Source organism: Borreliella bavariensis PBi, from assembly GCF_000196215.1.
Taxonomy (GTDB): domain Bacteria; phylum Spirochaetota; class Spirochaetia; order Borreliales; family Borreliaceae; genus Borreliella; species Borreliella garinii.
The window spans coordinates 458,739-478,552 of sequence record NC_006156.1; the positions used below are offsets into that span (position 1 = coordinate 458,739).

The 19,814-nt window shown below is 26.8% G+C and carries 20 protein-coding genes; 12 read left to right on the forward strand and 8 right to left on the reverse strand.

All coding sequences use genetic code 11. The features are described from left to right. The first annotated feature begins 50 nt into the window (after positions 1–50). From dnaA to fbaA, 9 genes are all read left to right on the forward strand, one after another. Positions 51–1,505: a chromosomal replication initiator protein DnaA gene (gene dnaA, locus BG_RS02165; protein WP_011193757.1), complete on the forward strand. Its 1,455-nt coding sequence runs from the start codon at positions 51–53 to the stop codon at positions 1,503–1,505. Positions 1,506–1,745: 240 nt separating this feature from the next. After that, positions 1,746–2,906, forward strand: a complete 1,161-nt coding sequence (gene dnaN, locus BG_RS02170) for a DNA polymerase III subunit beta (protein WP_011193758.1) — start codon at positions 1,746–1,748, stop codon at positions 2,904–2,906. Between the two features lie 92 nt (positions 2,907–2,998). Further along, positions 2,999–3,298, forward strand: a complete 300-nt coding sequence (locus tag BG_RS02175) for a hypothetical protein (RefSeq protein ID WP_011193759.1) — start codon at positions 2,999–3,001, stop codon at positions 3,296–3,298. Between the two features lie 91 nt (positions 3,299–3,389). After that, entirely contained in the window at positions 3,390–3,545 is a 156-nt protein-coding gene (gene rpmH / locus BG_RS02180; RefSeq protein ID WP_011193760.1) for a 50S ribosomal protein L34, read from the forward strand. Beyond that, positions 3,526–3,861: a ribonuclease P protein component gene (gene rnpA, locus BG_RS02185; RefSeq protein WP_011193761.1), complete on the forward strand. Its 336-nt coding sequence runs from the start codon at positions 3,526–3,528 to the stop codon at positions 3,859–3,861. The genes rpmH and rnpA overlap by 20 nt, the downstream gene beginning before the upstream one ends. A gap of 10 nt (positions 3,862–3,871) precedes the next feature. Further along, complete coding sequence (yidC, locus tag BG_RS02190; protein ID WP_011193762.1) at positions 3,872–5,506, forward strand: membrane protein insertase YidC; 1,635 nt, start codon at positions 3,872–3,874, stop codon at positions 5,504–5,506. Between the two features lie 12 nt (positions 5,507–5,518). Further along, a complete protein-coding gene (jag, locus tag BG_RS02195; protein WP_011193763.1) occupies positions 5,519–6,247 on the forward strand; it encodes an RNA-binding cell elongation regulator Jag/EloR in 729 nt (242 codons plus the stop codon). Between the two features lie 45 nt (positions 6,248–6,292). After that, entirely contained in the window at positions 6,293–7,360 is a 1,068-nt protein-coding gene (locus BG_RS02200) for an NAD-dependent epimerase (RefSeq protein WP_011193765.1), read from the forward strand. A gap of 161 nt (positions 7,361–7,521) precedes the next feature. Continuing rightward, positions 7,522–8,601 (forward strand): class II fructose-bisphosphate aldolase, encoded by a 1,080-nt coding sequence (gene fbaA, locus BG_RS02205; RefSeq protein WP_011193766.1) that lies wholly within the window; start codon positions 7,522–7,524, stop codon positions 8,599–8,601. A 453-nt stretch (positions 8,602–9,054) separates the two neighbouring features. Here fbaA and aspS read toward each other — a convergent pair whose 3' ends face one another. Genes aspS through BG_RS02240 form a run of 7 tightly spaced genes read right to left on the reverse strand, consistent with a single transcriptional unit; the run spans position 9,055 to position 15,895 of the window. Then, complete coding sequence (aspS, locus tag BG_RS02210) at positions 9,055–10,815, reverse strand: aspartate--tRNA ligase (protein WP_011193767.1); 1,761 nt, start codon at positions 10,813–10,815, stop codon at positions 9,055–9,057. 3 nt (positions 10,816–10,818) lie between these two features. Continuing rightward, positions 10,819–12,924, reverse strand: a complete 2,106-nt coding sequence (locus tag BG_RS02215) for a cation:proton antiporter domain-containing protein (protein WP_011193768.1) — start codon at positions 12,922–12,924, stop codon at positions 10,819–10,821. A 14-nt stretch (positions 12,925–12,938) separates the two neighbouring features. After that, on the reverse strand, positions 12,939–13,202 hold the full coding sequence (locus BG_RS02220; RefSeq protein WP_011193769.1) for an HPr family phosphocarrier protein: 264 nt from the start codon (positions 13,200–13,202) through the stop codon (positions 12,939–12,941). Positions 13,203–13,214: 12 nt separating this feature from the next. Continuing rightward, positions 13,215–13,508, reverse strand: coding sequence for an HPF/RaiA family ribosome-associated protein (locus tag BG_RS02225; RefSeq protein WP_011193770.1), 294 nt, complete (start codon positions 13,506–13,508; stop codon positions 13,215–13,217). Continuing rightward, positions 13,498–14,757, reverse strand: a complete 1,260-nt coding sequence (rpoN, locus tag BG_RS02230; RefSeq protein WP_044007886.1) for an RNA polymerase factor sigma-54 — start codon at positions 14,755–14,757, stop codon at positions 13,498–13,500. Before rpoN ends, BG_RS02225 begins: the two co-directional genes overlap by 11 nt. A 2-nt stretch (positions 14,758–14,759) precedes the next feature. Beyond that, complete coding sequence (locus tag BG_RS02235) at positions 14,760–15,293, reverse strand: chromate transporter (RefSeq protein ID WP_011193772.1); 534 nt, start codon at positions 15,291–15,293, stop codon at positions 14,760–14,762. Further along, entirely contained in the window at positions 15,290–15,895 is a 606-nt protein-coding gene (locus BG_RS02240; protein WP_044007887.1) for a chromate transporter, read from the reverse strand. The genes BG_RS02235 and BG_RS02240 overlap by 4 nt, the downstream gene beginning before the upstream one ends. A gap of 206 nt (positions 15,896–16,101) precedes the next feature. Between BG_RS02240 and BG_RS02245 the strand changes: the two genes are divergently transcribed. Beyond that, positions 16,102–16,944 (forward strand): mechanosensitive ion channel family protein, encoded by an 843-nt coding sequence (locus tag BG_RS02245; protein WP_011193775.1) that lies wholly within the window; start codon positions 16,102–16,104, stop codon positions 16,942–16,944. Here the strand turns inward: BG_RS02245 and BG_RS02250 are convergent. Next, a complete protein-coding gene (locus tag BG_RS02250) occupies positions 16,941–18,089 on the reverse strand; it encodes a glycosyltransferase family 4 protein (protein ID WP_011193776.1) in 1,149 nt (382 codons plus the stop codon). The two genes, BG_RS02245 and BG_RS02250, sit on opposite strands and share 4 nt — an antisense overlap. 56 nt (positions 18,090–18,145) lie before the next feature. Between BG_RS02250 and holA the strand changes: the two genes are divergently transcribed. Next, positions 18,146–19,135 (forward strand): DNA polymerase III subunit delta, encoded by a 990-nt coding sequence (gene holA, locus BG_RS02255; protein ID WP_011193777.1) that lies wholly within the window; start codon positions 18,146–18,148, stop codon positions 19,133–19,135. A 3-nt stretch (positions 19,136–19,138) separates the two neighbouring features. After that, positions 19,139–19,780, forward strand: a complete 642-nt coding sequence (locus tag BG_RS02260) for a hypothetical protein (protein WP_044007888.1) — start codon at positions 19,139–19,141, stop codon at positions 19,778–19,780. Positions 19,781–19,814: the final 34 nt, after the last annotated feature.

The following is a 19,814-nucleotide window of genomic DNA, read 5'->3' on the forward strand; positions in this document are numbered from 1 at the left end:
TATACTATATAATGTTAAAAGTATAGTACTAAAACCAACAAGGACAAAAAATGGAAAAATCAAAAAATATATGGAGCTTGATTTTAACAGAAATAAAAAAAGAACTATCAGAAGAAGAGTTTTATGTTTGGTTTGAAAATTTGTGCTTTTTAGAATCAATAGGTGATAATATTCAAATATCTACTCCAAATTTATTCCACAAAAATCAAATAGAAAAAAGATTTACAAAAAAAATCAAAGAAATCCTCACAAAAAATGGCTATAATAACGTAACAATTGTATTTACGAATCAACCACCTAAAACCTATTCTAGCAAACAAGAAAGTGAAAAAACAACTTTTAAAGAAACTTTGCAAAATTTTGACAAGCTCAAAGGAAATACACTTTCTAAAGAACCAATTCAAAGCATTAAAGATCGCATAAAAATGTATATCAAAGAAGAAGAGCCTACAAATTTTAAAAATCCCTTTCTTAAAAAAAGATATACATTTGAAAATTTTATCATAGGACCAAATAATAGACTTGCATACAACGCCAGCTTATCAATCTCAAAAAATCCTGGAAAAAAATATAATCCTTGTTTAATTTACGGTGGAGTTGGACTTGGAAAAACACATTTGCTTCAAAGCATAGGGAACAAAACAGAAGAATTACATAATAACCTAAAGATATTATACGTTACCGCTGAAAATTTTTTAAATGAGTTTGTAGAAAGCATAAAGACACACGAAACAAAAAAGTTTAAAAAAAAATATAGATACTTAGATATGCTACTTATAGACGATATCCACGACTTACAAAAAAAAGAAGGCATACAAGAAGAGCTTTTTCACACATTTAACGCCCTTTATGAAGATAATAAACAATTAGTATTCACATGTGATCGATCTCCTTCTGAGCTTACAAATTTTACAGATCGACTAAAAAGCAGGTTCACAAGAGGACTAAATGTTGATATATCAAAACCCAATTTTGAACTCAGAGTCGCTATTATTGAAAAAAAAGCAGAAGAGGATGGTATAAAGGTTCCTAAAGATATACTAAATCTGGTTGCCCAAAAAGTTACAACAAATGTAAGAGATCTTGAAGCTGCTGTAACAAAACTAAAAGCATATATAGATTTAGACAATATAGAAATTGACATTGACATTGTTGAAAAAATAATCAAAGAAATAATAATTTACGAAAAAGAAACAACCAATGAATCAAGCAATAAAATAAATATCGAAAATATAAAAAAAATACTCTTAAGAGAGCTAAAAATTGCACATAAAGACATTGAGGGACATAGCAAAAAACCAGAGATAACAAAAGCTAGACATATTTATGCATACCTTTTAAGGAATTTTACAGAGTTATCAACAGTTGAAATTGGAAAAATTATTGGGGGGAAAACCCATTCAACAGTACTTTATTCAATAAATAAAATAGATAGGGACAGAAATAATGACAAAGAAATCAACAATTTAATCACAGAACTTATGAACAAAATAAAAAAAAATTAAACCCAATTGAAAAATCAAACATTCTTTTAAACAATTAAAACAAATAATTTATCAAAAACACAACAAAAAATAAACTATAATTCAACAAGATATTTCTTTATGTTATACAACATTAAATACAATTAAACAATCAAACAGAAACTTACTACTATTACTATTATATATATCTAAAAAAACTAAAAATAAAAAACAATAAAAACTTACAAAGATAAAATGTAATAAAATATATGAGGAGGCATCATGCTAAATAACACATTTTTTATTTGCGAAACAAATCAAATTACAAGTGAAATAGAAAAAGCAAAAGGAATAATATTAAACAGAAATATGAATGACATTTGGAGCGCATTGTTAATTGAAGTAAAAAGGTCTAATCTCATAATTAAATCAACAGACAGGAACATATTTTTTGAAAGCACAATATCAATTATTTCAGAAACAGATTTTAAGGTATTAATTAACGCCTCAAATTTTTATGACGCAGTAAAAGCATTCAGTTTTTACAAGAAAATTAAAATAGTTTTTAATGAGAATAACAGTAAATTGGAAATTATGGGAGAAGCAAAAGATGAAAAAGAAGAAAAATGTGAAGATCATTTAAAGGAACCTACCTTTTCATACGAAGAAATAGAAAATTACAATTATGATATGGTTAATGAAGATTACACTTTTGAAATTGAATTAAAACAAAAATCTTTTAAAAAAATAATAAATAGAATAGCTTTTTCAGCACATCTTGATGAATCCAAAAATGTATTAAATGGTATATATTTTACAAAAGGTGAAGATTCTAAGTTATTGCTTGTTTCTACTAATGGCCACAGAATGTCTATTTGCAAAACAGAAGTCATAGTTGAAGAAGATGTTAATTTTATAGTTCCTGTAAAAATATTTAATTTTTTAAAACACCTTATGTCAGGAGAAGGTATGGTTAAAATAAAGTCTTCGGATAAAAAATTTTATGTTGAATTTGATAATTATAAAATAGCCTGCAGTTTGATTAGTGGTAATTATCCTGATTACGAGAGCATTATACCTAAAGAACAAGAAAATAAATCTTTGGTTTCGCTAAGCATTTTAAAAGATAGACTCGCAAGAGTTAATTTATATGTTGATAAGTCAAAAAAGTTGATTTTAACTTTTTCTGAGCTTCAATTTAAACTTCTTGGAGAAGATTTAATTACTGGAAGAAAAGGTGAATTTTTTATTAAAAACCCGAACTATCTGTATGACGGATCAGATGAAGTTGTGGCGATTAATATTTCATATTTTATTGAAGCTATTAGTGTTTTTGAAACTTCGAAGATAGAAATACAATTTAATTCAGGGAATGTATTGAAATTAAGTGAACCTGAAAACTTTAATTTTACACACTTGATAATGCCGATGTCTTTAGGTTAAAGTGAATTATTAATGTAATTTTAAATATTAAAACGAGCTTTTATAAAGCTTATTTTATATTGTTTTTTGCATTGCGGTATAAAAAAATTGTTATGAATGATTCTGCTTTTAAAAAAATAGGTAATGTGCTTAAAGATTATTTAGAATCTAATTTGCTTGTTAATAAAAAAATAAGTTCAAAATTATTGATTGCTGACAAATGGAATCAGATCTTTAAGACTTTATCAGATGATGTAAAATTTTTAGATTTGAAAAATGAGCAGGTTCTTTTCCTTGAGGTAAGCAATTCAAGTATTTTGTATAGCATATCAATTAATAAGTCAAAGATAATAAGGGAAATAAAAGAATTAACGAGGATTGCAATAATAGATATAAAAGTTTTAGTAAAGTGATCATTATTGACAATCGCATTTATATACTATACCATTGTAGTGTTCAATTTGCAGCTTAGTAGCGGGAAATTGTTTTTAATGGAGGAGCGTTTTGAAAAGGACTTATCAGCCTAGTCGTGTTAAAAGAAATAGAAAATTTGGGTTTAGAGCTAGAATGAAGACTAAAGGTGGAAGACTTATTCTTGCAAGACGAAGGGCAAAAGGAAGAATGAAATTAACCGTTTCTGATGAAAAAAAGAAATATTAGTCTAAAATCAAAAATAGAAATTCAAAAAATTTTTAAAGAAGGCAATCTGATTAGGTTTAGTAATCTTAATCTTAAAATGTTCTTTAAATCAAATAATTTGATTTATTCTAGACTTCTTGTTACCTTTTCTAAAGGTTTTAGGGGGTCTGTTAAAAGGAATCGTGTTAGAAGACTTTTTAAAGAAGCTTTTAGGAAAAGATTAGAATTATTAGAAGGTAGAGCTGTAGATATTATTTTTGTAGTTTCTTATAACAGGTTGAATTTGACGTATTTTAGGATTGAATCTCTTATAAAAAATTTAGTTTTAATGGTGTGAAGGGGCATGAGTGAATCAAAGTAAAAAAATTCTAAGAACGGTTTATTTGTCTTTATTTTTAATAGGTCTTTTTATGCTTATTAATGATATTTTTTCTTCAATCATGTTAAGCTTTAAGTCTTCTGACAAGGAAGTGCAGTTTGATTTAAATAAAAGTTTTGATGATAATGAAATATTTTTAAGTAAAAGCAATGGCTTTGATTTGATTAATAAGTCTCAAAATATTGTTGTAGAAACAGAAATATATTTTGCTACTTTTTCGACATTTAGAGGAAATTTGGTTTCATTAAAGCTTAAAAATCATTTAAATTTGGAAAAAGATCCTACAGATTTGATTAATGTTGATTATAAAAATGAAACTTTTTTCGATGTTAGTTTAGACTATTTAGTAGAGGATTTATTTTTGTATAAAAAAATAGATAATTTAAATCACGAATTCAAAGCTTATTTTAAAAATCATGGCAAAATTTATGAGTATGTAAAGAAGTATACATTTTCGGAAAAAAATGAATACTTAATGAAATTTACAGTTATTGTAAATAGTCTTAACGATTATGACTTATTTGATATTGATTCTTATAAAATTGTTTTTAGTTCTGAGATTGAGAGATTGAGCGATAAAGCTAAGCTACAATATAATAATTATTTATCTCAAATAATTTATTATGACAATAAGCTTAAATATGGTAAGGATGGTCTAAGTATTAACAATCCCAGATGGATTGGTTCTAGTACTAAGTATTTTGAGGTGTTGATTTCTAGAGAAAATATGGAGGTTGAGTTTAAGAAGGAAAGAGGAGTTCTTAAATCATTTATTGTCAATAATGTTGGAAATAAAAAAAATATTAGTGATGAGTTTTTTATTTATGCTGGACCTAAGGACAATAGATATCTAGACATTTTTGACAAGAGTGGTGACAATACCTTCGGTTTATCTGATATTGCTTTTGGAATGTCAGTAGAAAAGAGTTTGTGGTATTTAATTCAAGTTCCTATGCAAATGGTAATGCAAGTTTTTTATGACGTTATACCTAATTGGGGGCTTTCAATTATTTTTTTGACAATTGTTGTTAGAATACTTATCTTTCCTTTGACATTTAAGGGATTTAGAGCTACTGCTGAGCTTTCCAAACTTCAACCTAAAATGAAAGAACTTCAAGTAAAGTTTAAGCATGATCCCAAGAAGTTGAATGAAGAGATGGGAAGACTTTATAAAGAAGAAGGGGTTAATCCTCTTGGGGGGTGTTTTCCTGTAATTTTGCAGCTTCCTATATTTTTTGCTCTTTATTCACTTGTAAATAATTTATTTTTATTAAGAGGAGCTAGTTTTATTCCAGGATGGATTGACGATCTGTCTATTGGTGACAGTGTATATAATTTTGGATATAGGCTTTATTTTGTTTCTTGGACTGATATTAGAATTTTACCTTTTATTATGATGTTTACTCAATTGGGATCTACAATTGTTAGTTCTAATCTTGATTTAAAAAATCTTGGAGCACAACAGAAGTTTTTATATTTTGGAATGCCTATTATGTTTTTTTTCATACTTTACAATATGCCGTCAGGGCTTTTGATATATTGGATTACAACAAATATTTTTACTATTTTGCAGCAATACTATATAAAGATGCATTTGTCTTAAAGGGGGAATAATATGAGCTATGAATTTTACGGAAAAACCGAACAAGAAGCAATAAAGAAAGCAATGAGAGACCTTGAATTAAAAGAAGGTGAGTTTGATGTAGAAATTTTAGATAAAGAAAGGGTTGGATTTTTATTTAAGAAAGAAATGATTAAAATAAGGGTTTCTCCTCATGTAAAGGAAGTTAAAAAAGGTGGTTTTGAAATTAAAATTGGGGATGAAATTTGTGATAAAATTTTAGAATTTCTAAAAGAAATGCTAATTAAAATGGGATATTCTGTAAACTTGATAATAGAGCCTAAAGAAGGAGGGCATATTAAGATTTCTATTGAGACAGATAGTCCAAATATTTTAATTGGACGAGAGGGTAAAAATTTAGATTCTTTACAGCTTTTGACAAATGTTTATACTTCTAAGCTTATTGGTGAAAATGGTTCCTTTAATAGGGTTGTATTGGATATTGGAGACTATAGAGAACGATTTAAATCTAGGTTTATTAATTTAGCAATAAATTCTTTTCATAAAGTCAAAAGAACCAGACGCTCTATTTTATTACCTTCAATGAATCCTTTTGAAAGAAGAATTATTCATACAACTTTAAATCGTTATAGTGATATAAAAACTGAAAGCGAGGGTGATGGAAATATAAAAAGAATAAGAGTTTCTTATGTCAGAAATAATAGGTTTAGTAACAATAATTCTCGCAGTTATCAAAAAAAAGATCTTGGTTTTAAAAAATAAATTGATGGCGTTAGTTTGTATTGAATTTTAAAGGGGAATGATAATATGAAAATTTTTTTAACCGGAATTGCAGGGTTTATTGGATTTCATGTAGCTAAAAAGCTTGTAGAAGAAGGACATGAAGTTTTAGGTGTAGACATATTAAATGATTATTATGAACTTAAATTTAAAAATGAAAGATTAGAGGCTTTAGGTTTTTGTCCCAAGGATGTCAAAACTCATAAGATTATTAAGAGTAAAAAATATAATAATTTATCCTTTGCCTACCTTGATATACTAAATAAGGACAAACTACTGAAACTTTTTAAAGAGTATAAGTTTACACATGTTTGTCATTTGGCTGCTCAAGCGGGCATTAGAGATAGTCTTGAAAATCCTGATAGCTATGTTTCAATAAATATTGTTGGATTTTTTAATGTTTTAGATGTATGTAGGGTTTATAAAGAAAACATCAAACATTTTGTTTATGCTTCAACGTCATCAGTTTATGGTATAAATGAGAATATTCCATCTAGTGAGGATTCTATTACGGATCATCCTTTAAATTTATATGCAGCTAGTAAAAAATCTAATGAGATGATAGCTCATGCTTATAGTGCATCTTTTAATATTCCTACAACAGGGCTTAGATTTTTTACAGTTTATGGAACATATGGAAGACCTGACATGGCTTTATATTTATTTTCAGATGGAATTAAAAATTGTGAGCCTATTAATATTTTTAACAATGGGAATATGGCTAGAGATTTTACATATGTAAGTGATATTGCAAACGGCGTTTACAAAGTGTTGAAAAATCCAGCTAAGAGTGATTGTAATTTTGACGTTAAAAATCCAAATTCGTCAACATCTTCTTTTCCTTACAGAATATATAATATAGGGACTGGACATGCAACTAAATTGTTAGATTTTATTAGAGAGCTTGAGGCTAATTTTGATAAAAAGGCCTTAAAAAATTATATGCCCATGCAAAAAGCAGATGTTGTGGAAAGCTGTTGTGATATTGTAAAGCTTAAAAATGATGTGGGATATGAGGCTAAAATTTCTATTAAAGAAGGAATAAAAGAATTTTCACAGTGGTATAAAATGTTAGAGTCTACTGAGAAGGTTTAATTTTAAGCTTTTTGATACAGCATAATAAATTTTATGTTTATTTTTAGTTTAATAATTAATTATTTATTTAAATTCAATTCTATTTCTTAGGTGTATAATTTATTATAGGCATTTGATAAAAGAAAAAATAAAGTAAAATAAAATAGAAAGGAGTGATATAAGTGGGTGTTTTAGATAAGATTAAACCCGGTGTAGTTTATGGGAAAGAATTACATTCTTTATATGAAATATGTAAAAAGGAAGGATTTGCTATTCCTTCTATTAATTGTATAGGAACAAATTCTATTAATGCGGTTTTAGAAGCAGCAAAAGAAATTAATTCTCCTATTATGATACAATTCTCCAATAGTGGTTCTGCTTTTATTTGTGGGAAAGGATTGAAGATGGAAAAACTGCAAGGAGTTTCAATAGTTGGAGCCATTTCTGGTGCTATGCATGTTCATTTGATGGCAGAGCATTATGGAGTTCCTGTTGTTCTTCATACTGATCATTGTGCTAAGAATTTGCTTCCTTGGGTTGAGGGACTTTTAGAGTATGGTGAGAAATACTATAGTCAGCACAAAAGGCCATTATTTTCTTCACATATGTTAGATTTGTCGGAAGAACCTATTAAAGAAAATATTGAAATTTCTAAAAAATTTTTAGAAAGAATGGCAAAAATTGAAATGTTTTTAGAAATAGAGCTTGGAATTACGGGTGGAGAAGAGGATGGAGTTGATAATTCTGATAGAGCTTTGCATGAACTATTTTCAACTCCCGAAGATATTTACTATGGATATTCAGAGCTTTTAAAGATTAGTCCAAATTTTCAGATTGCAGCAGCTTTTGGAAATGTTCATGGAGTATATAAACCGGGAAATGTTAAGCTTACTCCAAAAGTGTTAAAAGATGGTCAAGATTATGTCATATCAAAAACAGGAGTAAATGTTACCAAGCCAGTTTCTTATGTTTTTCATGGGGGGTCTGGATCTACAATTGATGAGATTAATGAGGCACTTTCTTATGGGGTTGTAAAGATGAATATTGACACAGATACACAGTGGGCTGCCTGGGAGGGTGTTTTAAATTATTATAAAAAAAATGAAAGTCGTTTACAAGGTCAATTAGGAGATGGTAAGGACATTGATATTCCTAATAAGAAATTTTATGATCCAAGAGTTTGGTTAAGAGAAGCTGAAGTTTCCATAAAAGAGCGTGTAAAGATTGCATGCAAAAATCTTAATAATATTAATAGGAATTAAATAAAAATTCACTAATTTTTATTTGTAAGCTGCTTTTTAAGCGGCTTTTTTATTATTCTATTATGCTTTAGATATTGAATTATAAAATGATTGATGATTCGATGTATTTTCCTATTGTTTATTTAGCCATCTTTTTTGATTATTTTTGCTTATTTTTTTTCAGAACTTAAATAAAATGTTAATTTATTTAAATGATTGTTAAATGTTATGTTTATGAGCCTTTTATGATTAAATAAGGAGGCAATCAAGATTGTTTCTAAATTTCTAAAAAAGCATTTTGCTCTGGATTGACTTCATGTTTTTTTAAATTGTTTATTGTTTGTGAAAAATTAAACTTGAGCTTTGAGATTTAATTTCTTGAAAGAATAGTAGATTATTGTAAAATCCCAAGGAATACGGTTTAACTGATTTTTATACTTTTTAAAAGCATATAGTACAATCTATATTATGAATTTAAGCATCATCAGTAACAATATTTATTCCGAGTTCTTTTAGTTGTTCATTGGAAATTTTAGAGGGGGAGTCATCAAGAGGACTTGTCGCAAAAGAATTCTTGGGAAATAATATTACATCTTTTATTGAAGTTGATTTTGTCATTAGCATTATTAGTCTATCAATACCAATTGCAATGCCACCATGATTAGGGGCGCCATATTCTAATGCTTTTAGAAAAAATCCAAATCTATCTTCTGATTTTTCTTTTTGAAATCCTATTATGTTGAAAATTCTTTGTTGAAGTTCTTTGTTGTGTATTCTAATTGAACCTGAACCAAGCTCTACACCATTTAAAACAAGATCATAAATTTCACCTATGGTTTTATTTGGGATTTTTTCTAAACTGGCAATATATCTCTTTTTAGGAAGCGAGAACATGTGGTGAGCTGGCGTATAAGTTTTTGTATTTTCATCATATTCAAATAGTGGAAAGTCGTAGACCCATAGAAATTCAAATTTATTTTCATCTATTAGTCCAAGATCGTTTGCAATTTTTATTCTAATTTGGCCCATTGCTTTGCAAGCAGTTTCCCATTTTTTATTAGCTGTAAAGAAAATTATATCATTATTTTCTAGAGAATAGGTTTTTATTAATTGCTGTTCTTCTGTTTTTAAAAATTTTGCAATTCCTCCAGAAAATTTGTTGTTTTCAATTTTTGCAAAATAAAGCCCTTGTGTTTTGTAAAGCTTTGCAATTTCTTCTAAATTATTTATTTTTGCTCTTGAAAACTTATCAGCTTCATCTTTTACTATTAAAATTTTAATTGAACCTTTGTTTTTTAGAGTCTCTTTGAATACATTGAATTCTGAATTTTTTAGATTGCGACTTATATCTTGCAATGTAAGTTCAAATCTAGTGTCTGGTTTATCGCTCCCATATTTATTCATTGCCGTTTTGTATGTTATTTTTTTGAATTTTTTAGGTAATTTAATATTAAGGCAATTTTTAAATATTAAAAAAAGCATATTTTCTATTAATTTGAAAATGTTTTCTTTTTTGACAAAGCTCATTTCAAGATCGAGCTGAGTGAACTCTGGTTGCCTATCTCCTCTTGAATCTTCGTCTCTATAGCAACGGGCGATTTGAAAGTATTTATCAAATCCTGCTATCATTATAAGCTGTTTGTAAAGTTGTGGAGATTGAGGCAAAGCATAAAAAGATCCTTTATGAATCCTTGATGGGATTACAAAGTCTCTTGCGCCTTCTGGTGTTGATTTGACAAAAGTTGGGGTTTCTAGTTCTAGAAATTTTTTTTTTACTAAAAAATTTCTAATAAGATGAGTAGCCTGACATCTTAAAATGATTTTATTTTTTAATGAATCTCTTCTTAAATCTAAGTATCTATATTTAAGCTTTGAGTTTTCACTTGCATTATTGTCATCTTCTATCATAAATGGCAATTCATTACACTTTGAGATAATTTCAATGTTTTTTGCCAATATTTCAAAAGATCCTGTTTTCATATTTTCGTTTATCATGTTGGGAGGCCTTTTACTTAATAATCCTTGAATTTTAATGCAATATTCAAGTTTTATTTTTTCTGCTATCTTTAAAAGGTGTTCTTCGGTTATCAGAACTTGAGCTTTTTCATATCTATCTCTTATATTTAGAAAGATAAATTTTCCGTGGTGTCTGATTTTTTTCACCCAAGCATTTATTTCAACTTTTTTGTTTATCAATTTTTCATTCAATTCATTACATTTGATAACTTTAAACATAACTTAGCCTACTATTATATTATAAATTTCTTTGTCTGTTTTCGCATTTAAAATTTCTTTTTTGTATAGATCAACTTTGCCTACAACAGATGCTAAGATTCTGGGGTAGCTAACATAATCTTTTGCTGGGCATAATATTAATATAAAAACATGGCTTAAATTTTTGTCAAGAGCATTAAAGTCAATCCCTTCATGGCTTATTCCTATTGCAATATGTATTTTTGAAATTAAATTTGTTTTTAAATGAGGAATAGCAAAACCTTCTTTTAGTGCAGGAGTAATTAATTTTTCTCTTTCCATTAAATCTTGAAATATTCTTTTTTTATCAATTTCAATGTTTATTACGCTTAGAAGTTCTCTTATTACATCAGCCTTATTGCTTGCTTTTAATTCTAGAATAATGTTTTCCTTTTTTATTCTTTTATTTAGGTTGATCTTACTAAGAATTTTATCATAATTTATTGAATAATCTAGTTTTTTTGCTCTTAAAGAGACCGTTTTAACTTCTTCGGTTATTTTTTCTAAGTTTAAAATTGTTTCTCTAAAAAGATCTTGTATTATAATTAAGTGATTGTTTGGGCATTCGAATGTGATTTGACTGCCTTCTCGCTTTATTGAGAAGGATATATTATTTTTTCTTGCATTAATATATTGTGAAGAGTCATTTTTAATTTGTTGTGTGAAGAATCCTTCTTTTCTTAACTCATTTTTCAAGTCCCATATAAGAATTTTGGCTAAATTATCATATTCAAAATACACACATATGTGTGTATTTTGATCTATTGGGAGTTCTTTTTTAAGTCCGCTTTTATTTATTTTGAATAAAAAGTTTATTATGGGTGTTACAATGATTGTTGGCAAAAATACCATTATTATTATTATTCCAAATATTTTTTGGCTAATAAATCCCGAAGATAATGCTACATTTGCCATAATAAGTGAAACTTCTCCTCTAGGAACCATTCCGGTTGCAATTTTTAAGGCTCCAAGTTTATTGAATCCTAAAAAGAGTGCTGGAATAAAGCAAAATATACTTTTAGTAATTATTGCTATTGCGCTAATTGCTAATCCTAAAATAAGAACTTCTTTTGAGAGTATTTCATTAATATCTGACATAAGTCCAATTGATGTAAAAAAGATTGGGATAAAAAATCTTTCAAAGATTGTTAGTTTGTCTTGAATTACATATACAATGTCTGTTTTTGACATGGCAAGTCCAAATACATAAGCTCCGACAACAAAAGACATTCCTAGATTTTGAAAAATACTTGCAATAGTAAGGGCTAGAGAGAGTGTTATTACGGTTGCTAAGGTAACACTATTTAATTTTTTCAACAGTTTTGAGAGTGTTTCTGATACATATATTAAAGAGAAAGTTAAACATAGCCAAATTACTATGCTTTGAATTATGGTTTTAATAGAGCTTGCTATATCAAGATCTGATATAGATCTTGATATAGTTATTACGCTTGTAAGCATAAGCATTGAAAGCACATCGTCAATAATTGAAGTTGAGATTATTGTCACTCCTTCTGAAGTGCTCATTTTTTTCTTTGCAGAGAGTATACTTGCTGCGATTCCTGCTGATGTTGGAGTTCCAATTATTCCAATAAAAAGCGAGGTTGGGCTTATTAGAGGGACGTTGAAAATTATGCTGGCCATTAGTACAAAACTTGTGAAGGTGCCAATAACTTCTGTTATTCCAATAATTCCTCCGCGTGGCAAAAATTTGATAAACAATTTTAAGTCAGTTTCAAGTCCTGCTGTGAAAAGCAATATTATTGAAGCTATGGTAGATATTGCAAATATTTTTTCATCTATTAAATAATTTTCTCCAATTTGAGTTATCCCTAATGGGAATAATAAAGGTATTTTAATTTTCCCAAAGGCATTCGGACTTAGAATTATTCCTGCTGTTATTTGCCCTATTACTTTTGGAATCCCTATTTTAGTTACTAGATTACCCAGTGAAATAGATGAGATTACAATGATCGCCAGACTCATGACAAAATATGACATTTTTGCTTCAATGTCATATTTTGTTGAGTATGAAAATAAAAGATTAGGTAAGTGCAGTAATATTGTTGTATAAAAAATTTTTTTATTCATTTTTTAAGCTCTTTTTAAAAATTGCATTTTAGCAAGTTTAGCAAATTTTTAATTACCAGTTTTTCTTTTTTCTCGATGATTATTATTTTTGTTTTTTCTTTGTATATTGTTCCTAATATAATAATTTCAATTGCAGATTTTGCATCAGCTTTTCTACTATTCTTTTTTGTTATCTTGATATAGCATAAAGAGTGTTTATTTATAAATTCAGCAATGATGTTTGCTGACCTTGAATGTATTTCATCCTTATTTATTATCTCAATTTTTACTTCTTGCATTTTTTACTTATCTTATTTATTATTTTTTTTCTCTTTTTCTTTAGTTGCTGTTTTGTAAAGTTTTTCTATTGCTCTATCAATAAGGTTGAGAAATACTTTATCATCTTCTCTTATATGTATTATTTTCCCCCAATTAAAGTGAACGTGTGCGTCGAATTCAAAAAGCTCATGTTCTTTTTTGATTGTAATTTTTAAATTTTCTACATGTTTTTTGATATGAGTATCAAATTTTTCTAGTTTTTTGAGAATAAAATTTTTTTCACTCTCATTTAAGTTATAATTAACTGTCTGAATTTTAGGTTCCATAATATATTTTTCCTTTCTCAGATTTCAATTCATTTCTATACTTGTTTACTGTTCTTCTAGAAATAGAGATCCCTTTGGATTTCAGTATAGCAGAAATCGCTTTATCTGACATCTTTTTATTTACTTCTAGTAACTTTTTTACTGTTATTTTAATGCTTAATTTTGAAAATTCATTTGTTTTTGCTCCACCAACAGAGCTAAAGAGCTCTTTGATTAATATAGTACCCCATTCACATTTTAAATATTTATTTTTTATTGCTCTTGATATTGTTGATTTTGATACACTTATTTTTTCTGACAAAATGCTCAAGTTCATTGGTCTTAAGCTTTTAAAACCTCTTCTTAGAAATTCTTTTTGCAATGTATATATAGCTATTCCTATTTTTGCAAGTATTTCGTCTCTATATCTTAATGATTCTATTAACCATTTTGCTTTTTTTTGTTTTTGAGGATTTATAGCTGTCTTTTTAAGTTCTTTTTTAAAGATGTTAACTTCTTTGATTTTAATTTCAAATTTGTTATTGTGGTTTATTATTAATATATCTGGATCAACATAGAAATTAGTATCTTCTGGGTCTTTAAATTCGAGTGTTGGGTTGGGATTGAGTTTTTGTCTTATAATTTCTAAAGCTTTGTTAAATTCTTTACTTCTTATTTTAAGTTCTTCTTTTAACTTTTCTTGAGTTTTTTCAAGAAGTTCTGCCTTTTCAAGAATTTTAATAATATTGGTTTCTAATTTATGATGCTTTGCTTGTAAAATTAACGATTCTATTATATTGGGAACGCAAATTCCAATTGGATCAAATTTTTGAATAAGTTCAATTATTTTTTTTACTTTTTCTTTTTCTTCCTTTTTAAAAAGGTCGTAAGGGTTTATTATATGAAACCCTTTGTTGTTTAGATTGTTTATTAATATTTCACCTATTTTAAGTTCATCTTCATTTATTCTCTGAATTCTTAGTTGTAGTAAAAGGTGTTCTTTTAAAGAAGTATTTGTTTGTGTTTTTTCAAGAGCTATGTCGTGTTGATTTTTTATCATATTATCTTCTTTATAAAAAACTTTTTTAAACCTATATGTTTTTAATGTTTCAAAAAATATTTTGTTTGAGTCTATTTCTAGGCATTCGTTATTTTCACTTTCTTCCACTATAAGCTGTGTTAATTCTTTTTTATTAAGACTTAATATTTTTATTGTTTGCAATTGAATTGAGTTTAAATTTTGGGATAACTTTAATTTTTGTTTAATCATATTTATATTAATGTATAAAAAAATCCGCTAAGTATAATTACTAATGCTGGGCTTATTTTATTATAAAAAAATAAAATAAAAAAATTAATTCCCACAATAGCCAAGGTTCTTAAAAACTCTGTTTTGTCGTTTTCTATCTTTAAATATGTGTTTTCGAGTAGAATGATTATTGTAATTATCCACAGTGCAACAATAATAGGCTTTAGATTTTCTAAACAATAAGTTAAAAAGCTTGTTTTGTGTAGCATTAGGATGATTATAACCATTATTATTATTGGGGCGGTTATTAATGCTCCTGTAGCAATTATTGCTCCTGCAATTCCTGCAGTTTTCATTCCAACGTATGTTGCTATGTTTGTGGCAATAGGCCCAGGAGTTATTCTTGATATTGTAATCATATTGACAAATTCTTCTTTTGTTATCCACTGTTTATTATTAATTATTTCATTGTTTATTGTCGCTGCAATTCCATTGCCACCTCCGAAATTTAATAATCCGATTTTTAGAAATGTAATGAATAAATTTATTAAAATCAATCGATATCCTTTTTCTCTTTGGTTAATATTTTTTTTATTGTTATATATTTTAATGTGTATATTAAAAAGAAAATTAGCAGCACATATGATATTCTTATTTTTAATTTAAAAATTGCAAAAATTACAAGAAAACATATTGTCCATTTTATTATAGAATTATTCAACATTTTTTTTGAAAACTTTAAAACAACTGTTAACATTATAATAATTGAAGAGATTTTTGCACCTTCGAGAAATTTCTCAACATGTATGCTATTTGGTACTAATTTTAGGTAAAAAAAAACCATTATTATTACAATAATGGAAGGTAAAATTCCGGCAACAACGAGTAAAAGTGCGCATGGGAACCCCCCAAATCTTCTTCCTACTAGGAACACAAAATTAATTGCTGTAACTCCAGGAATAACATTTGATGTTGCTAGTATTTTGTTAAAATCGTCCTCAGATATTATTTTTCTTTTTTTAACAAGTATTTTCTTAAGTTCAGATATGATTATTAATCCCCCACCAATTGTAAGCGTTGTTGTTTTGAAGACAAGTAAAAATAAGTTCAGAATTTCATATAGTTTTTTTTGTTTTTTTTTCTTCATTTGTTTCTTCAAATTTAGTAAAAACCTTTGGCACTAATTCTACCACAAATATTATTGTAATGTGCATTTTTTTGTTGAGTATCGGCAATTAAAACATACTTTATTATATTTAAAATATTTACTTGTTGTTTTTACTAGATTTTTTCTATTGAAAAGGTTTGTTTGTTTTTGTGATATAATTCAATTAATTTATGTGAATATTAGAAGGAAAGTTTAGTTTGTTTAAGGAGTTTTTTATATTTCAAGATTATTTTAATTATATTCTTGAGAGTGTGGTAGGTTATGGTTTAAAGGTTTCGATTGCTATAGCGCTATGGTATTTTTTAAAGTTAATAGTTAAGAAAATAGGTAAAATTTTATTTAAGACTTTGGAAAAGTCTAAATTAGAGGAGAAGTTAGAGGCTACGGTTTTTAACTTTTTAAAATCTTTTTTCAAAATCTTAACAGATTTTCTTATTGTTTTAATAATATTGCCATATCTTGGGGTGCCTACAACATCTATTATTGCTGTATTTGGATCATTAGGGCTTGCTATTGGGCTTGCTGCTCAGGGTATTTTATCTAATTTTGTTAGCGGAATTATTGTTTTGAATTCTAAGTTTTTTAAGTGTGGAGATCATATTAAATGTGGCGATGTTGAAGGTTTGGTTGAAAATGTCCAAATTTTTTTTACTACACTTAAAACATTCGACGAAGAAATTATTAAAATTCCAAACAGTAAGCTTACATCTAATTTTGTTGTTAATTTTTCAGCAAATCCTAGAAGAAGAGTTGTATTTTCTTTTCAAGTTCCCCATGATACGAATATTGATTTATTGAAAGATAAAATAGAGGATTTAATAATTTTTAATAATAAGAAATTTAATGTTGAGATTTGTTCTCCTACTCTTATTGTCAAAAAATATACTCCCTGTTACATAGTCGTGCAGGTTCGATTTTTTATTAATACAGATGCTTTTTGGACTTTTCAATATTTTATTGGTGAGTCTATTAAAAATGTTTTATTGGATATGAAAATTAAGTTTCCAATTTGTTTTATACCTTTTGATAAGCTATATTAATGATTTTTTCTTGCAATAATTTCTGAGTAATAATTTTCAATTTTTTTTGTAAAAAAATGGCTTGAAAATTTAATAGAGTGTTTTTTAGCATTTTGTTTAAATGTTTTTAGTGTTTTATCATCTTTTATTACTTTTTCTATGTAATAAGATAAGTTTTCATACTTTTTTATTAAGAATCCGTTTATTCCTTCTTTTATTACGTCTTTATATATATAATCATTTATTAAAATAGCAGGTATTCCAGCAGTTAATGCTTCTATTACTGTCATTGGATACACCTCGCTTCTTGATAGACTAGCAAAGATATCAGAAATTTTGTAGTAAAAGCATATTTCTTCCCATGGAATTGTTCCTATTAGCAATATTTGTTTTTCAAGCCGATGTTTGATGCTAAAATTTTTTATTTCCTTTTCTTCACTTCCTTTACCAATAATGATAAGCTTATAATTTTTGTTTTGTATTAAAAGGTCTTTTAAATTCATTACTAATGAATTTATGTTTTTTTCTTTATTGATTCTTCCAACAAATATTATTATTTTGTCTGTTTGTTTTATATTGTGTTTTTTAAAAATTTCATCTTTTTTTTCTTTGCTTAAAGTTTTTATGAAAAGCTTTCTATCAACGCCATTTGGAATAATTCTATAATTAGAATTATTTGAAAGTCGAAAATACCTTTCTTTTGCTTTGCTTGACGGGTAAATAAAATGTTTTATTTTATTATAATGTTTTTGCATCATTTTGTCGGGTTTAATAAAATATTTAAAAATTCCTAGGTAATGTAAATAATAATCCCACATTGTATGACTTGTGTGAACTATTGGTATGTTTTGCTTTAATGCAATTTGTTTTCCAATTTTACCCATAGAAAACTCGGAGTGAGTATGAATAATGTCTGGTTTATAACTTTTTATTATTTTAGATATTTTTCTTTTATTGGGAAAAGCTATTACAGCATCAAGTTTTTTATTTATTTGAATAGATGAACATCTGTAAACGTTTTTTTCGTTTAAAGATGTTTTGGATTTTGGACAAAATATGTAAACCTCATAGCCATTTTTTTCAAATCCTTCTTTAATTTGCTTTATTGACGTTGCCACCCCATTTTTTTCTGGAATATAAGTATCTGTAAATATTGCAACTTTCATATTCTCCTCCTAGCTTAAGTATAATATATTTAATACTTGGATTATAATTTACTTTGATGCAAGTGGTTTATTTATTATTGGGTAGTGAGCAAGGCTTAAAAGAAGCTTATTTAAAAGAGTTGCTAGTCAAGATGGATGCTTTTAAATCGAAAGTTTTAGTTACTAAAATTTTTTTGTCAGAACTCTCAGTTGTGGAATTTGTTGAGAAGCTATTTTCCAATTCTTTTTTTTCAGAAAAAGAAATTTTTATTGTTTATGAGTCTGAACTTTTAAAAGCAGATAAAGATTTAGAACTAGTATGTAATGCAATTTTAAAGTCTAGCAATAAAACTATTATTTTTGTTTCTAATAGCAATACATGTAACATTGATTTTAAGGGTAAGCTTAAGTTTATAAAAAAAGTTTTTTATGAAATTCCTGATGATGACAAATTTACATTTGTAAAAAGAAATTTTTTTAATCTTAATATTAAAATTACAGATTCTGCAATAAATTTAATGCTTTTAATGTTAAATTCAGATACTAAAATTTTAAAATTTTATATAGATTCTTTTGCGCTTTTTGCCAAGAACAACACCATTGATGAGGAAGATATAACTTCTTGGATTAGCTTTGTTCGTTTTGAAAACACTTTTTCTTTATTTAATTCAATTTTAAAAAAACATATGGAGCATTCTTTGATAAAGATTAAGTCTATTTTGGATCAGGGAGAAGATTTTCTTAATGTTTTGATGAGTCTTATTTGGCAATTTAAAAGATTGTTAAAGGTGCAAATAGATTACAATACATGTGGAAGCTTACAGAGTGCATTGAATAAAAATAAAATTTTTTTTTCATTAAATAAAATTTATAGAGTAGGGGTTAAAAATTATTCAATTGAGGAAATAAAAATTGTTTTGAAAATTTTATATAAGTTTGATTTATATTTGAGGATTTATTCTAAAAATATTCATCAAAATTTGTCATATTTTTTAATATTTTCAATCTTAAATTTTAATAATAACTTTTTAATAGATTGTTCCAAAGAATCAAAATTTAATTTTTAATCTATGAAGCAAAAATTAATTTGGATTTTATTGTTTTGTTTTTTATCTTGTAGATATGAATTTAGGTTGGCGGAAATTGTTTTAATAGAGTTTTTTGATTCTATTAAAAATTTGCAAAGCAGTCCTGAAATATTTTTTAACTATTTAAATATTCCAAGTGATGATGATCTGAGGGCAAAAATTTTTGGATTAAAATCTCAGGCAAAGGATGATTTTATTTTTTATCCTTTGTTTTTTAATAATCTAAGATATGAAATAATAGGTAAAAAAAATATTTCTAAGGGCTTTGAATTTGAAGTTATTATTAAAAATATTAACTTCAAAAACGGGATAGAAAAATTTTTGGTCAAATTAAATAAAATTGAAGTAGGATCTTCAAAGATTAAAAACTTAGGGGAAAAAGAGCGTAAAAAAATATTTGACAATTTAATAAATGAAGTTGTTGGAGAGTTAGATAATTTTGATTACACTGAGATTGTTCATTTTTTTAGAGTAGTCAAGAGTTCTTCCGGAGACTATAAAATAGAGCTTTTGGGAGATGTTTTAAATATACAAGTTAGAAACAAGCTTATTAATGAACTTTTTTTAGTTTTATCGCCTGGAATTTCCAATAGTGTTTTAATTTTAAAAAATATTAATAAATAATAATCTAGTTTAAATTTTGTAATTTTATCGTTAC